The 14,330-nt window shown below is 65.0% G+C and carries 14 protein-coding genes; 8 read left to right on the top strand and 6 right to left on the bottom strand.

Going from position 1 to position 14,330, the window contains the following annotated elements:
- Positions 1 to 7 precede the first annotated feature (7 nt).
- The 8 genes from BFL28_RS17445 to BFL28_RS17410 all read left to right on the top strand — a co-directional run bounded on the left by BFL28_RS17445 (position 8) and on the right by BFL28_RS17410 (position 6,941).
- On the top strand, positions 8 to 1,315 hold the full coding sequence (locus BFL28_RS17445) for a metal-dependent hydrolase family protein (protein ID WP_069321780.1): 1,308 nt from the start codon (positions 8 to 10) through the stop codon (positions 1,313 to 1,315).
- On the top strand, positions 1,312 to 2,103 hold the full coding sequence (locus BFL28_RS17440) for an aspartate dehydrogenase (RefSeq protein ID WP_069321779.1): 792 nt from the start codon (positions 1,312 to 1,314) through the stop codon (positions 2,101 to 2,103). Before BFL28_RS17445 ends, BFL28_RS17440 begins: the two co-directional genes overlap by 4 nt.
- 81 nt (positions 2,104 to 2,184) lie before the next feature.
- Positions 2,185 to 2,883, top strand: a complete 699-nt coding sequence (locus BFL28_RS17435) for a GntR family transcriptional regulator (protein WP_079247256.1) — start codon at positions 2,185 to 2,187, stop codon at positions 2,881 to 2,883.
- A gap of 53 nt (positions 2,884 to 2,936) precedes the next feature.
- Positions 2,937 to 4,169 (top strand): FAD-dependent oxidoreductase, encoded by a 1,233-nt coding sequence (locus BFL28_RS17430; RefSeq protein ID WP_069321778.1) that lies wholly within the window; start codon positions 2,937 to 2,939, stop codon positions 4,167 to 4,169.
- A gap of 13 nt (positions 4,170 to 4,182) precedes the next feature.
- Positions 4,183 to 4,707: a cupin domain-containing protein gene (locus tag BFL28_RS17425; protein WP_069321777.1), complete on the top strand. Its 525-nt coding sequence runs from the start codon at positions 4,183 to 4,185 to the stop codon at positions 4,705 to 4,707.
- An 80-nt stretch (positions 4,708 to 4,787) separates the two neighbouring features.
- Positions 4,788 to 5,324, top strand: a complete 537-nt coding sequence (locus tag BFL28_RS20395; RefSeq protein ID WP_079247255.1) for a DUF3606 domain-containing protein — start codon at positions 4,788 to 4,790, stop codon at positions 5,322 to 5,324.
- Positions 5,325 to 5,439: 115 nt separating this feature from the next.
- A complete protein-coding gene (locus BFL28_RS17415; RefSeq protein WP_069321776.1) occupies positions 5,440 to 5,649 on the top strand; it encodes a hypothetical protein in 210 nt (69 codons plus the stop codon).
- Positions 5,650 to 5,801: 152 nt separating this feature from the next.
- Positions 5,802 to 6,941, top strand: a complete 1,140-nt coding sequence (locus BFL28_RS17410; RefSeq protein WP_069321775.1) for a glycosyltransferase — start codon at positions 5,802 to 5,804, stop codon at positions 6,939 to 6,941.
- A gap of 31 nt (positions 6,942 to 6,972) precedes the next feature.
- Here BFL28_RS17410 and BFL28_RS17405 read toward each other — a convergent pair whose 3' ends face one another.
- The 6 genes from BFL28_RS17405 to BFL28_RS17380 all read right to left on the bottom strand — a co-directional run bounded on the left by BFL28_RS17405 (position 6,973) and on the right by BFL28_RS17380 (position 14,274).
- Entirely contained in the window at positions 6,973 to 8,280 is a 1,308-nt protein-coding gene (locus BFL28_RS17405) for an exopolysaccharide biosynthesis polyprenyl glycosylphosphotransferase (protein WP_241527382.1), read from the bottom strand.
- 275 nt (positions 8,281 to 8,555) lie between these two features.
- Complete coding sequence (locus BFL28_RS17400) at positions 8,556 to 8,870, bottom strand: hypothetical protein (RefSeq protein ID WP_069321773.1); 315 nt, start codon at positions 8,868 to 8,870, stop codon at positions 8,556 to 8,558.
- Between the two features lie 32 nt (positions 8,871 to 8,902).
- Positions 8,903 to 9,907: an NAD-dependent epimerase/dehydratase family protein gene (locus tag BFL28_RS17395; protein ID WP_069321817.1), complete on the bottom strand. Its 1,005-nt coding sequence runs from the start codon at positions 9,905 to 9,907 to the stop codon at positions 8,903 to 8,905.
- A gap of 122 nt (positions 9,908 to 10,029) precedes the next feature.
- On the bottom strand, positions 10,030 to 11,400 hold the full coding sequence (locus tag BFL28_RS17390; RefSeq protein WP_069321772.1) for a DUF1501 domain-containing protein: 1,371 nt from the start codon (positions 11,398 to 11,400) through the stop codon (positions 10,030 to 10,032).
- Positions 11,401 to 11,408: 8 nt separating this feature from the next.
- Positions 11,409 to 13,037 carry a DUF1800 domain-containing protein gene (locus BFL28_RS17385; protein WP_241527381.1) on the bottom strand — a complete coding sequence of 543 codons (1,629 nt, stop codon included), beginning with the start codon at positions 13,035 to 13,037 and terminating at the stop codon, positions 11,409 to 11,411.
- A 277-nt stretch (positions 13,038 to 13,314) separates the two neighbouring features.
- Positions 13,315 to 14,274 carry an IS481 family transposase gene (locus tag BFL28_RS17380; protein WP_069321816.1) on the bottom strand — a complete coding sequence of 320 codons (960 nt, stop codon included), beginning with the start codon at positions 14,272 to 14,274 and terminating at the stop codon, positions 13,315 to 13,317.
- Positions 14,275 to 14,330 lie beyond the last annotated feature (56 nt).

Below are 14,330 nucleotides of genomic sequence, written 5' to 3'. Positions count from 1 at the left end.
AGGCGGCATGCGAACCTGGATACTTTGCGGCACAATGATCGCAGCGCTGCTGGGTGCCCCAGCGCTGGCGCAGGATCGCGTGATCCATGCGGGGCGGCTGTTCGATGGCGAACGGCGCGCCATTCAGGGGCCGGCGACGATCGTCATCAAGGACGATCGGATCGTCGCTGTGCGGCCCGGATACGAGACCCCGGCCGATGCCGAAGTGATCGACCTTAAGGACAAGACCGTCCTGCCCGGCCTGATCGATTCGCATACGCACATCACTTCGCTGCCGCGCACCGGCAACGGCATCGCCAAGACGATGACCTATTCGCCGATGGATACCGTGCTGGTCGCCACCGTGAATGCACGCGCGATCCTGCAATCGGGCGTCACGACGATCCGCGATCTTGGCGGGCTGTACGGTGCGGATATCGCGCTCAAGACAGCGATCGACCGCGGATCGGTCGCCGGTCCGCGCATGTGGGTCGCGGGCGAGGCGATCGGACCCACCGGCGGGCATAACGACTGGGCGCGCGGCCTGGCCAGCGATGTTAGCCGCCCCTCGCACGGCGCCGGACTGGCCGACGGACCGGACGCTGTGACGGCGCTCGCCCGCAAGGAACACAAGATGGGCGCGAGCGTAATCAAGATCCTGCCGTCGGGCGGGGTCGTGAGCACCGGCGACGATCCCAAGGCCAAGCTGATGAGCGACGCCGAGATCAAGGCTGCGGTCGATGCCGCGCATGGCATGGGCCTGAAACTCGCCGCGCACGGCCATGGAAAGAGTTCGATCGATGCGGCCGTGCGCCTGGGCGCGGATTCGATCGAGCATGGCACCTATGCCGATGCCGAAAGCTGGGCGCTGATGAAACAGCATGGCACCTATTTCGTCGCGACGCTGCTGACCACGCACAAGCTGCATGAAGCGGCGACGCAGCGGCCGGACTCGATGAGCGCTTCGACCCGCGCGAAAGTGCTGGCGATGGGCACCGGCAGCGCCAAGCTGACCAACGCCTACAAGGCCGGGGTGAAGATCGTGATGGGCAGCGACACCGGGCTGGGCGAAAACCCCAAGGAGGCCGGGCTGATGGTCAAGGCCGGGGTCGCGCCGATCGACGCGCTGATGGCCGCGACGGCCAATGGCGCGGACCTGATCGGATCGGCCGAGATCGGCAAGATCACCCCGGGCCGCTATGCCGACATCATCGCGGTGGCGGGCGATCCGCTGGCGGACATCACCGTGCTGGAACGCGTGGAGTTCGTCATGAAGGGCGGCGTCGTGCACAAGGCGAACGGCGTCGAACTGCCGGCGAAGCTGGTGAACCCATGACCGAGCGGATCGGGCTGATCGGCTATGGCGCGATCGGCGAAGAGATCGCCGCCGCGCTCGACCGTCTGGGCGAGCGCGATAAGCTCGTCGCCACGCTGGTGCGGCCCCGTCGCGCTGCGCCGAACGCCGTCCACGACGCTGCCGCGCTGATCGCCGCGCGTCCCGACGTGGTGATCGAATGCGCCGGGCATCAGGCCGTGCGCGACTATGTACCCGACCTGCTCGCTGCCGGGATCGACTGCATCCTCTCGTCGGTCGGCGTGCTGGCCGATGCAGCGATGGCGGCGCGGTTGGACCAGGCCGAACGGGCGGGCGGCGGGCGCTTGCTGCTGCCGGCCGGGGCGATCGCGGGTCTGGACGGCCTTGTCGCTGCAGCACTCGCCGGGATCGATACGGTGACGTACACCTCGTACAAGCCGCCCCATGCCTGGGCGGGAACCCCGGCGGAACAGTCGATCGATCTGGATTCGCCGATCGCCGAGCAGGTCTTTTTCGAGGGGAGCGCGCGAGAGGCAGCCGCCGCCTATCCCAAGAATGCCAATGTCTCGGTCGCGATCGGGCTGGCCGGCATCGGGATCGATCGCACGCGCGTACGGCTGGTGTCGTCGCGGAAGGTCGACGATCCGCTGGGCGTTATCGAAGCGGCGGGCGCGTTCGGGCGCTTCCGCTTCGATATCCTCGCCCTCGCCTCGCCCGCCAATCCCAAGACATCGGCTCTTACCGGCTACAGCCTGTTGCAGTGCGCGCGGCTCGGCGGGGCGTGGCCGATCGCCAAGCTCGCGCGATAGCGACACGGTTCCCGATATGATCGTCGGACGAATGCTGCTACAGCGCCGGCAACAGCGTACCGCCGACCTGGGAGAGCATGTTTGAATATCGAGGATCTTCGCGTCGTCGCCAATCCCACATTGGTGCGCGAACATGCGCTGGAGAAACTGCGCGGCGCGATCGCCTCGGGCCTCTATCGTCCGGGCACGCGGCTCGTCGAACGCGAACTGTGCGAAGCGCTGGGCGTCAGTCGCACGTCGGTGCGCGAGGCGCTGCGCCAGTTGCAGTCGGAAGGACTGATCGAAGCCGGCCCACGTCGTGCCATCATCGTTTCGGTGCTCAGCCCTGACGACGCCTATGACATCTACACGCTGCGCGAGATGGTCGAGACTCGCGCGATCCGGCAGTTCGTCGCGCACGGTGATCCCAAGGCGCTGAAGCGGTTGCAGACGATCTACAAGGCGATCGAGAAACATGCCGCCAAGGGCGACCTCCCCGCCCTCGCGGAAATGTCCGGCGCCTTTTACGAGGAAATCCTCGAAGGGTCGCGCAGCAAGGTGGTGGGCGAAACCGGGCGCCAGCTGCTCAAGCGCGTGAGTTATCTCCGCCTCGCCTCGATGTCGGCGCCGCAACGCGTCGAGGCGGGCCTTGGCGAATGGCGTGCCATCGTCGATGCGGTGTGCGCAGGCGATGCCGACGCGGCAGCTAAAGCGCTCGGCCAGCATATCCGCACGGCGCGCGACACAATCGTCGCCCGGCTGCGCGACGAGGCTCAAGGCGGCACACTCCGACGTGCCTGAGTTTGTATTAGATTATGATTGTCATACAAAGTTGATGTTGCTAGCCCTAGCGCATGGCAGAACAATCCGTGCGCAACAGGGTCATCATCGTCGGAGCCGGACCGGTCGGCTCGGTCCTCGCACTGGCCCTGCGGCAGCGCGACGTCCCGGTAATCCTGCTCGATCAACTCGCCGCGCCCGAACATGACTGCCGCGCCGCATCGTGCCACCCGCCGACGATCGCGATGCTCGATCAGCTCGGCTTGCTCGAGGAAGGACTGGCGCAGGGGCTGGTCTCGCCAGTTTTCCACTATCTCGATCGCGTGACCGGTGAGCTGGTCGGCCGCTTCGCGCTGCCCGAGATGCAGGCGCCGCCCGAGCACGCCTATGTGCTGCAATGGGAGCAGTACAAGATCGTCGAGACCATCGAAGCGCGGCTGAAGCAGGATGACGGTGCCGAGATCCAGCGCGAGGCACGGCTGGTCGCTGTCGAGCAGGGTGCCGATCAGGTGGCCGCAATCGTCGAGCGTGCCGACGGCTCACACGACCGGGTCGAGGGCGCATATCTGGTCGGTTGCGACGGCGGGCGCAGCACGGTGCGCAAGCTGAGCGATATCGCGTTCGATGGCTTCACCTGGCCGGAGCGATTCATCAAGATCGACACGCGGCACGATTTCACCGCGATCGGCCCGCAGATCAGCAACCGCAACTATTTCTCCGATCCCGACGAGTGGATGAACCTGTTCAAGGCGCGCGGCGAGGATGGGTCGGGCATGTGGCGAGCGGTCAGCCCGACGCTGCCCGAACAGCGCGACGAAGACTTGCTGTCGGAGGCGGCGATCGAGGCACGGCTGCAGAAATTCTGTCCGAAGCCGGGCGCCTATGAGGTCGTGACGGTCGCGCTCTATCATGTGCATCAGCGGATCGCCGCCACCTTCAACCAGGGTCGCGTGCTGCTGGCCGGCGACGCCGCGCATGTAAACAATCCGGTCGGCGGCATGGGGATGAACGGCGGCATCCACGACGCAATGAACCTGGCCGACAAGCTGGAAGCGATCCTCCACTGCGGCGAGGCGGCGCAGCCGCTGCTCGACCGCTACACACGCCAGCGGCGCAAGGCGCAGGTCGATGGCGTGCAAGCGCAGAGCATCGCCAACAAGGAGACGCTGGGCGAAAAGGATCCGGCGATCCGCGCGCAGAAGCTGGCGGCGATTGCGCGCGCATCGGCCTCGCCCGAGTTGCACGACGCCTTCATCCGCCGCAGCTGCATGATCGACAGCTTCGCCGCCGCCCAAGCCACGCTTTAAGAGGAGCCAAGCCATGCAGGTCGCCCGCCACCCCCGCCCGGCCGAGATCGCCGACTGGAGCCTCGAGCAGATCATGGCGCGCTATGTCGCGCGCTTTGGCGACCGGGTCCCTGACTGGAACGCCTTTTCCGATGCCAGCATCGATGGCTATCGCCGCGCCCAGCATCGCTTCATCGGCGCTGGCGCATCAGGCAAGCATGACGACGCGAGCATCGTGCCGGCGGCCAATTTCACGCTCTCGATCATGCTGGTCCCGCCCGGCCAGGGCAACGCGCCGCACACGCATGAGGTCGAGGAGGTGTTCTTCATCCTGCAGGGCAAATGCACCGTGTTCGTCGAGGACGAGGCCGGCAACCGCCTGTCGCGCGAACTCGGCCCGTGGGAGATGATCTCATGCCCCGCCGGCGTCATTCACGGCTATCAGAACGATACCGACGAGCCCTGCTATCTGCAGGTGGTGCTGGGCCGCGGACGCCCTGACGTTGCCGGCTTTACCGACCAGTCGCTGTTCGAGAAGCGGGACGCGCATCTGAGATAGACGCACCGGGCTTTTGCAGAGCGGCGAAACCCGCACGAGCGCGATGCGTTGCAGTGCCAAACCGTCGTGCAGGAGCCGTTATGTCACATGAGCCGCCCGTTCCGCCTGAAGCGACCTCGCCCTATCCCCTGCAGCCGCCGCCCGTGACGCGAAAGGCGAAGCGCAAAGCGTCGGCTCGACCTAGGAAGGGCAAGCGGGACTCGAATGCCGCTGCTGCCACGCCGGGCACGGCACTCGTCGTGGTCGAGACCGAAGGCCAGGACGCAAACCATGAAACTGCGGTCAAGACCACGCCGCTTATCGGGGTCGGCGCGGCAGTTGCGCTGGGTGCGGCGGCAGCGGTGACCGGCCTGTTCTATGCCAAACGACGCTCCGCAGCAGCAGCGAACGGCAAACGGCCGACGCAAGGGACCAAGCGGAAGGGTGGCGACGACAAGACCAAACGCACTGGCGGCGATCGCCGGCGGGTCGCGGCAGGCCAGCCCTATGAAGTCGCTTATTTCGCACGCAAGCACGGCCTGTCGACCGAAGATGCACGCGCCATCATCAAGCAAGCGGGCAATGACCGCACCAAGGCGAACCAGCTTGCCGGCCAGCGCAAGGACGCGCGTGAGTAAGCGACAGACGGCCGACGAAGCGATCGCGCTTTCCGGCCAAGCGGCGGCCGACACGTAGCCTTACGACACGATCGAGCGTTGTCCCCACGAACATCACGATGAAGGAGATCATGCTATGGCGACGACCGCACCGACCACGGAGACTTCGACGACCCCGTCTAACCGCAAGAACGCGCTCGCCGACTCGCTGCGCAAGCATTTCAGCGGCGACACCCCGATCACCGGGAAGGCGAGAAGTTTCGCCAAGGAGCGTCCCTGGGCCACCGCCGCGCTGGCCGGCATGGCGGCTCTCGCGGTCGGCAATCTGCTGCGCGGTCGTATCTAGATCGGACCTACGGCGCGGCCCACCTGGCCGCACCGTTCCCGGCACATCGACTGTCGCATCGTCGCGGCGGCGGCGAACGAGCCGTCTTGCCAGGCGTGGCGCTCTGCCGCTACCGCGGTGAACGCTCCACAGGCCGGAGAAATCGAAGCCGCATGCCCGATCCCGAATGCGTGGCGCCGCCCGCCGCCCTGCTCTCCCTGCATCACCCGCCCGAACTCGCCGTCATCGTCCCGACGTTCAACGAGCGCGACAATGTTCGGGCGCTGACCGAGGCGGTCGCCCACGCGTTGTCGGGCACGAGTTTCGAGATCATCTTCGTCGACGATGATTCGAGCGACGGCACGCGTGAGGTGCTGAGCCAGATCGCGGCCGAACGCGGCAATATCCGCATGATCCACCGCATCGGGCGACGCGGGCTATCGACCGCGGTGACTGAGGGGATGCTGAGCACGACCGCACCCTATGTCGCGGTGATCGACGCCGATATGCAGCATGACGAGCGCATTCTGCCGGACATGTTGCGGCTGTTGCGCGACGGCGAGGCGGATCTGGTGATCGGGTCGCGCTATGTTGAGGGGGGCGGCATCGGTGAGTGGGATGCGAAACGCGCGACGGTCAGCTCGACGGCGACCAAGCTGGCCAAACTCATCACCTCGGCCGACATCACCGATCCAATGAGCGGCTTCTTCGCGATCACGCGACCGGCGCTCAACGGCGCCGTCCGCAGCCTTTCGGGCCAGGGCTACAAGATCCTGCTCGATATTGCCGCTTCGACCCAGGCACCGCTGCGAATTCGCGAACTACCCTATCATTTCCGCACGCGGCAGCATGGGGAAAGCAAGCTCGATGCGCTGATCGTCTGGGAATATCTGCTGCTGCTAGTCGACAAGCTGATCGGCCATATCGTGCCCGCGCGGTTCGTGTCGTTCATGTTTATCGGCGGGCTGGGCGTGTTCGTTCACATGGGCGTGCTGGGCACGATGGGCGCGGTCGGCGCAAGCTTCCTGTGGGCGCAGGCAAGCGCCACGATCATCGCGATGGTCTTCAACTTCTTCGTCAACAACACTCTCACCTATCGAGATCGCCGGCTCAAGGGCTTCGTGCCCGTCACTCGGGGCTTGCTGACCTTCATGCTGGTTTGCGCGGTGGGGGCGTTCGCGAATGTCGGGATCGCCGACTATCTGTTCTCCGACTATCATTATGGGTGGCTGTCGGCTGGCCTTGCCGGCATTCTGGTCGGCGTGGTTTGGAATTACGCGACGTCGTCGGTGGTTACTTGGCGGTCGCGCTGACGGCCCGGAAGCCGCCGACGCGAGCGCAGTCTCAATAGGCGTTGCGGTGAACGATCACGCGGAAGGTATTCATCAGGATGCTGACGTCGCGCCAGATATCCCAGCCCTGGATATATTCCATGTCGGCCTGAAGCCGCGACGTGAGGTCGGACGGTTCATGCGTCGCCCCGCGGAACCCGCGAATCTGCGCCAAGCCGGTGATGCCGGGCTTGAGCTGATGGCGCTGCCAATAGGTGCGGTCGACTTCCCAGAACTTGCGTTCGCCGGCGAGCGAACCGAGCGCATGCGGGCGCGGGCCGACCAGGCTCATATCGCCCAGCAGCACGTTGAACAGCTGCGGCAGCTCGTCCAGGCTGGTGGCGCGGATGAAACGGCCGACACGGGTGACGCGATCATCGTCACGCGATGCCGAGCGCGCACCGGTGGCGTCGAGCTGCTCGACGCACATGCTGCGGAACTTCAGGATCTGGAACAGGCGATTGCCGCGGCCGACGCGCGCCTGCTTGAACAGGACGGGTCCGCGGCTGTCCAGCTTGATCGCCAGTGCGACGACTGCGAGCAGCGGCAGCAGCGCGATTAGCAAGGGGATCGCGACGGCAAGGTCGAGCGCGCGCTTCTGGAACCGGGCCCGCAGGTTCAGGGGCTTACGCGAGATCTGCAGCGTGTCATAGCCGTCGAAATGGCTGAGGCCGATTGCGCCGAGCTTGTTAGACTGCTCGATGATGATTTCGCCATCGACGTCCGCCCCCTTGAGCATAATCGCCCATTCGCCGTGCCGTTCGGGCGCACTGGCGATCAGCACGCGGTCGAACTGTTGCGCGATCAGGCCGAAGCGATGGAGCATGTCGGGGTTGTGCAGATCGGGTTCCAGCTGAAGCTGGCTGGTGCGAACGACCTGCGTATTGCGGGGCATGCGCTTCAGCAGCACACCGTCGATCATTAACAGCTCGTTCCACAGCCGACCGCCCGACCGGCGGCGCACCCGCAGCCCGAACGCCGCGCGCGACAAGGTGAATGCCCCGACTATCGACAGCGCACTGACGCCGAACGACAGGCGCGAAGTATCGTCCGCCGTCTTGATAAAGAACAGGATCGCGACGACGCTGATCTGTGCGATCACCAGCGCGGTAAGCGAGCGCCGTATGCTCTCGATCGTGCGTTCAAGCGCCGGCGCCGAATAGGCACCCCAGTTGAAGGCCAAGACGATATAGATCGGCAGCACGGCGAACGCAGTGGCTAGATCGAAATGGATCCCGACCCGGGGCGCCACTTCCTTTAGGAACAGCATGACCGCCGCGAACATCAGCACGTCGATCAGCACGAGCTCGATGCGGAACATCGCCCGCAGAGACGCCTTCGACATGGTACTCGCAAGAACCAGAGAACGCGGCGACTTGATTTCGGCCTCCGGCAGAGCTTTGTGGACGGTCATCCAGCCCCCCTTCCACTACGTTCGCGACATATGACAGTTTTATGGTGCGCTGCAACATATACAACCGATGACGGGATCAAACTACTGTTAAATTCCGTTTAACGGTCGCAGCCTGGCACAGATTCGGTGCCTTTCGTCCCAGACTCGACTGCGTCTGGCGGCGCGCTGGTTCATCTCAGCGGTCAGATCAGCATAAGCACCACAGTAATGAACGCAGCGCCGAATAGCGCGAGCCCGCCGAGTCGCGACACCGCCTCGACGGCCTGCTCTACGAACGGGACCAAAGAAGGTTGCAGGGGAAATTCCACCCCGCTCGTTTCGCCCAGCCGCTCGATCAGCAGGCGCTGCAGCACGTGCGGCGTCGCCATGTTGCCGGGTATCGTCAGCTCCGAGAAATCGAGGGGCGACGGGTCGCTGACCTGTTCGCTCCGTTTGCGGTTCGTTGCAGCCATGGCTTCCACCCTGTTGAAGCTGGCCTTGTCGAACGAAAACCCCAAGATTTGATTACTTCGCTACAACTATCGTTCGTCTAAGCACCCGCCACGTGGCGCCGATACCAGCGGACGAATTTCGGGATGCCTTGGCCGATCGGCGTGGTCGGCGCATAGCCGAGGTCGCGACGGATCGCGCTGATATCGGCAAAGGTCGTCGGCACGTCACCGGGCTGCATCGGCCGATCCTGACGCACCGCCTGCTTGCCGCAGGCCTGCTCGATCGCGGCGATGAAGTCGTCGAGCCGCTCTGGCTTGCTGTTGCCGATGTTGTAGATCGCGTGCGCATGCCGGCTGCCGCCCGGCTTCGCCTCGCCATCGTCGACGGGCGGCCGGTCGATCGCCGCGACTACGCCGCTGACGATGTCGTCGATATAGGTGAAGTCGCGGCGCATCCTGCCGCCGTTAAAGACATCGATCGGGCGACCATCGAGGATCGCCGAAGTGAACAGCCAAGGCGCCATGTCCGGGCGGCCCCACGGACCATAGACGGTGAAGAAGCGCAGGCCTGTCTGCGGCAGCTTGTAGAGCGAGGCATAGCATTCGCTCATCAGCTCGCACGAGCGTTTCGTCGCCGCATAAAGCGAGACCGGCGCGTTGACGGGATCATCCTCACGGAAGCCGCCGTCGTTCAGCGGGCGATCGCCATAGACCGAGCTTGAGGACGCATAGACGAGGTGCCGGACCGTCGCCGCGTGGCGGCACGCCTCCAGCACCGACAGGTGCCCGGCCAGATTGGAGCGTTCATAGGCGAACGGGTGGTCGATGCTGTGCCGCACGCCCGCCTGCGCAGCCAGGTGGACGACGCATTGCGCCCCATGTTCCTGCACCAGCCGCGCCAACGCCGGCGCATCGGCAATGTCGAGGCGATGAAAGTTGAAGTCGGCCTCGCTCGCAAGGGTCGCCAGCCGGGCCTGTTTGAGCGCGGGGTCGTAATAGGCGTTGAGGCTGTCGATGCCCAGAACGCGGTGGCCGTGGTCGAGCAGGCGGCGCGCAACCGCATGGCCGATAAAGCCCGCAACACCGGTGACGAGGATCGGCACCTCGCGTGCCCGCGCCGACTGTTTATCCATCTCGCCCTTCCCCACGGTCTCGCCAACGCCTTTAGCCAACTCCGCTCAAAAGGCTACTGCCCGCCCCAGCCAGGATCGGCGATCGCCTGCAATTAGAGGAAGCCAAGATCCAGGTTCGAGAAGTTGCCGGCATTGGGCAGCACCGTAGGCAGATCGCTGGCCCCGACGCCGAACCAGCTGGCCAGCGTCGCGGCATATTGATCCACGCCGATCGTCGGCAGTAAGCGGCCCTGCCCCACATCGTCGGGCGTGTTGTGCCCGATCGCCGGCGGCGTGCCATAGATCCGCTGGCCCTTCACCGCCCCCCCGGCGACGAAATGCATGCTGCCCCAGCCATGATCGGAGCCATCGCCATTTTCGGTGAGCGTGCGGCCGAAGTCGGATGCGGTGAACAGCGTGACCTTGTCGCTGAACCCCAGCGAAGCGGTCGTATCGTGGAAGGCGCGCATGGCAGCGGCCACCGCCCCGATCCGCGCGGCGTGGTCGCTCACCAGTCCATCGTGCATGTCGAACCCGCCCATCGACACGAAGAAGACCTGCCGCTTCGCGCCCAGCGCCTGCGATGCGGCGATCAGCCGGGCGACCATCTTGAGCTGGTTGGCCAGTCCGTTGCCGCTGGGGAACAGCGGGAAATCGGCGTCCGGCACGGTGCCGAGCGCGCCATCCACGCGATCGAACAGATCCAGCGCGCGCTTCGACACCGCCGCATGTTCGGCGGCGATCAGATGCGCGGGTGCCTCGCTCATGATCGAGCGCAGCGCGCTGGCTGTGGCGTTGGAGCCATAGATGCTCTTGGCATTATACAGCAGCGGCGTCGGCCCGGTCGGCCCCGCGACATATTGAATGGCGCTGCGACCGGACAGATAGATCGCATTGCCGGCCGCGCTGATGCAGGTCAGCGCCGCATTGCCGTTGCCGCTTTGCAGCAAGTCGCCGATCCGCCCGCCCCATCCCGACGGCGTCCCCTCGACGCCGCACGCCTGCCAGAAACTCTGCTGATCATTGTGGCTGAACAGTTTGGGTGGCACCGCCGTGGCGCTCGACTGATATTCCGCTTTGGTGATCGGCCGGATGAGCGTGCCGACATTGAGCACAACGGCCAGCCTGCCGGCATCGAACATCGGCAGCAGCGGCGCCAGCGCCGGCGAGAGCGCATATTCGCGCCCGCCGAGCGAATTGAGAGGCTTCAGCGCCGTTCCTGCGAGCGCGGTGCGGGCGTGCCCGATCGTCGGGCGTGCCGCGAGATACTTCGCATGGCTCGCCGCGTCATAAGGCGGCAGCGTGTTCGCATAGTCGTTGCCGCCGTGCATGAAGAGGCAGACCATTGCCTTGTAATCATTGGCCACGGCCGCCGACGCCTCGCCGATTGCTGCAAGCTGAGTGACGAACGGCGCGGCACCGCCGGCGATCCCCAGGGCGGCGGTGCGACGCAGGAAGGCGCGGCGGGATTGTCCCTGGCTCATGGCGGCCCTCATCGCTGGGTGATGTATTCGGGTGAGGCCATCAGCAGCAGGATGGCGGTGTGGATACGGATCAGCGGATCCTTCGCGCTGTCGGCGGCGACGCGGATCTTGTTCAGCGTCGCGTGGCCGACTTGCCCCGCCGCGACGAGCAGATTGACGCGATCGATCAGCGCACCCGTATCGGCGATGCCGGTCAGTTCGGCATAGCTGGTGCGCAGGTCGGTCGAGTTGTTCACGACCCAATGCATGTAGTTGACATAGCCGATGACGCTCAGCTCGTTGGTGATCTGCATCTCCGGCACGACAAGTTCGGCCGTGGCGAAGGCGCTGCCCGGCGGCACATAGCCGGGGCGGAAGAAGTTGAAGACCGATGAGGCGCGCCCCATCGCCTGGCCAAGCCGCTTGGACACGTCGGACGTGTCGCCCACGTCCCATTTGCCCGACAGCGAGGTCGCGCCGAACGCGCGCGCCCAGCCGGTCACGCGCAACACCGGTTCGCGAAGCTTGCCCGCGATGACGCCGCTCGGCTCGGCGCGGGCCTCCTCGTCGAGCAGGATCGCGCGGATCACCGCCTGCATGTCGCCGCGGATGCCGGTGCCATTATCGGCAAATTTCATCGCGACGCGATTGACGTAAGCCGGCGAGGGATTGCTGGTCACCAGCCGCTGGATCAGCTGCTTCGAGACGAAGGGCGGCACATTGGGATGGAGGAAGATCGTGTCGAGCGCGATCCTGATCGCCTCGGTGGCGTTCACGCCGGCCGGAACGGTCGCGCCCAGAAAGGTGGAAGGACCGGTTTCGTGCAGGCCGGCATCGACCACCAGCGGGCGGCGCAAGCGATCGGGCGTCGAATTGTCGGTCGAATCGAGCGTCAGGCCCGTAAACACCCGCGCCAGCGCCGAGACGTCGGCCGCGGTGTAGGTTTCGACCGGATGGCCGTTCGACAGCACGCGAGTGCCGTCCATGTTCAGTCGGTGCAGGCCGATCGTGAACAGCTGCATCACCTCACGCGCGAAATTCTCGTCGGGGATCGCGCCGGTGACCGGATTGGCCTTGCGGTTGTTGAGGAAGGTGAGGAACGAGGCCATCGCCGCGTTGGTCACGATCCCGCCGAGCAACGTGCGGAAATTGCCGAACGCATTGTCCATCAGCACATCGACATAGGCGGCCATCGCGAACTGCCGCCATTTAAGGTTCATGCCGTCCGCGCCGACCACCAGGATCTGCAGCAACGCCATGCCAATGCGCTGGCGCAACTGGTCGCCCGCGCCGATCATCTGGCTCCACATGACATTGTCGAAACCCTGGGTGCCGTTCATGTTCGCGGCGTCGCGGAAACCATTGGCCACCAGCCAGTCCCAATGCGTCGTCGCGCGCGGCTTGGCGAATTCGTTCGCGATCCACCCGGCGAAACCACGGGCCTTGAGCTCCGCGATGCCGGCGGAATTCGCACCCATCGTCGCTTGGCCGAGGAAGCGGGTGGCCTGCGCGTCGGTAATGGCGGTGGGCGTGAAGGTGGGGATTGGCGTGGGGGTCGCGGTCGGCGGCGCGACAATCGTGACGATGCCGCCGGAATCGCTGCCCCCGCCCCCGCCGCACGCGGCAAGCGTCAGGCCGAGCGTGCTGGTCGATAGCATGCCGACCGGCCTGGCTGATCGGGCCGCATTCGTCGGCGCATGAGCGCCAACGCCCGGCTGCAGACCCACATCTTCAAAGCCCGACGCGATAGCGTCAGGCCGCTGCAAGCTGTCCATCGTCCTACCCCGGAAAGCATTCATCCGGCGGGCGGCCTACGCCCCTGCCGATCTCAGCGCCGGTATGAAGCGTCCTGGTTAAAACCCGCCTAACGCGGGCTGGGCGAATGACGCTTTTCAAGCATTTACGAGCGCGCAACGATTAACGACGATCCCGGCGCTAGGTGTTTAGTCCCGGCATCTGGTGGATCGGGTCGACGATGAACCGGTCTGGCTCAGACGTCCAGATCTTGGCAATGTATTCGTAGGGGGTGAGGCCGCTGAGGGTCTTGAGCCGGCGAGCGAAATTGTAGGCGGCCATGAAGTCGTCGAGGTGCGTCCTTAGCTGGTCGTGGCTCTCGTAGTGAAAACGTTTGACCGTCGCCTCCTTGATGGTCCGGTTCATCCGCTCGACCTGACCGTTGGTCCATGGGTGGTTCGGTTTGGTGAGCCGGTGCTCGATGTCGTTGGCCTCGCAGATCATGTCGAAGCGCATTTGGCGGGACCAGGCGGTGTTTCGGTTACGGGGCTGCTCGGCGAACTGAATGCCATTGTCCGTCAGAATGGTGTGGATGCGGTAGGGTACGGCTTTCAGCAGGTGCTCGAGGAACTCCCAAGCCGTTCGCCTGTCAGCCTTGTCGACCAGCTGGGTGACCGCGAACTTGCTGGTGCGGTCGATGCCGACGAACAGGTACAGTTTGCCTTCGGCGGTCTGCACCTCGGCGATATCGATGTGAAAGAAGCCGATGGGATAACGCTTGAAGCGCTGGCGCTTCGGTTTTTCGCCCTCGATATCCGGCAGGCGGGAGATGCCGTGCCGCTGGAGGCAACGATGCAGCGCTGACCGGGTCAGATGAGGGATCGATGGCTGCAACGCATAGAGGCAGTCGTCGAGCGGCAGCAGCGTATGCCGTCGGAACGCCACTACCATCGCCTCCTCCGCTTGGGACAAGGTCGTTGAATGAGGGGCCTTCGGCCCGGTCTTTAAATCCTCGACCGTCGCCCTTTTACGCCACTTCGCCACAGTCTTCGGGTTGATCCCCAGCTCACGGCTCAGCGTCGCGAGCGAAGCTTGCGATCGCTGTATTGCTGCTCGGACGGCGTGCGTGGTCGTGGCGCACCCATGACGTACCTGTCCCATACGGCTTCCTTCCATTCCAACGAAAGGATCGCACCATCAAACCCTGGGATCAAACA

Source organism: Sphingomonas turrisvirgatae (genome assembly GCF_001721295.1).
Classification (GTDB): domain Bacteria; phylum Pseudomonadota; class Alphaproteobacteria; order Sphingomonadales; family Sphingomonadaceae; genus Sphingomonas; species Sphingomonas turrisvirgatae.
This window is presented reverse-complemented; position numbering and strand designations above follow the sequence as displayed.

Coding starts and splice junctions, on each gene's coding strand:
- BFL28_RS17445 (WP_069321780.1), top strand. CDS start 8: ATGCGAACCTGGATACTTTGCGGCACAATGATCGCAGCGCTGCTGGGT.
- BFL28_RS17440 (WP_069321779.1), top strand. CDS start 1,312: ATGACCGAGCGGATCGGGCTGATCGGCTATGGCGCGATCGGCGAAGAG.
- BFL28_RS17430 (WP_069321778.1), top strand. CDS start 2,937: ATGGCAGAACAATCCGTGCGCAACAGGGTCATCATCGTCGGAGCCGGA.
- BFL28_RS17425 (WP_069321777.1), top strand. CDS start 4,183: ATGCAGGTCGCCCGCCACCCCCGCCCGGCCGAGATCGCCGACTGGAGC.
- BFL28_RS20395 (WP_079247255.1), top strand. CDS start 4,788: ATGTCACATGAGCCGCCCGTTCCGCCTGAAGCGACCTCGCCCTATCCC.
- BFL28_RS17415 (WP_069321776.1), top strand. CDS start 5,440: ATGGCGACGACCGCACCGACCACGGAGACTTCGACGACCCCGTCTAAC.
- BFL28_RS17410 (WP_069321775.1), top strand. CDS start 5,802: ATGCCCGATCCCGAATGCGTGGCGCCGCCCGCCGCCCTGCTCTCCCTG.
- BFL28_RS17405 (WP_241527382.1), bottom strand. CDS start 8,280: ATGTTCCGCATCGAGCTCGTGCTGATCGACGTGCTGATGTTCGCGGCG.
- BFL28_RS17390 (WP_069321772.1), bottom strand. CDS start 11,400: ATGAGCCAGGGACAATCCCGCCGCGCCTTCCTGCGTCGCACCGCCGCC.
- BFL28_RS17385 (WP_241527381.1), bottom strand. CDS start 13,037: ATGCTATCGACCAGCACGCTCGGCCTGACGCTTGCCGCGTGCGGCGGG.
- BFL28_RS17380 (WP_069321816.1), bottom strand. CDS start 14,274: ATGGGACAGGTACGTCATGGGTGCGCCACGACCACGCACGCCGTCCGA.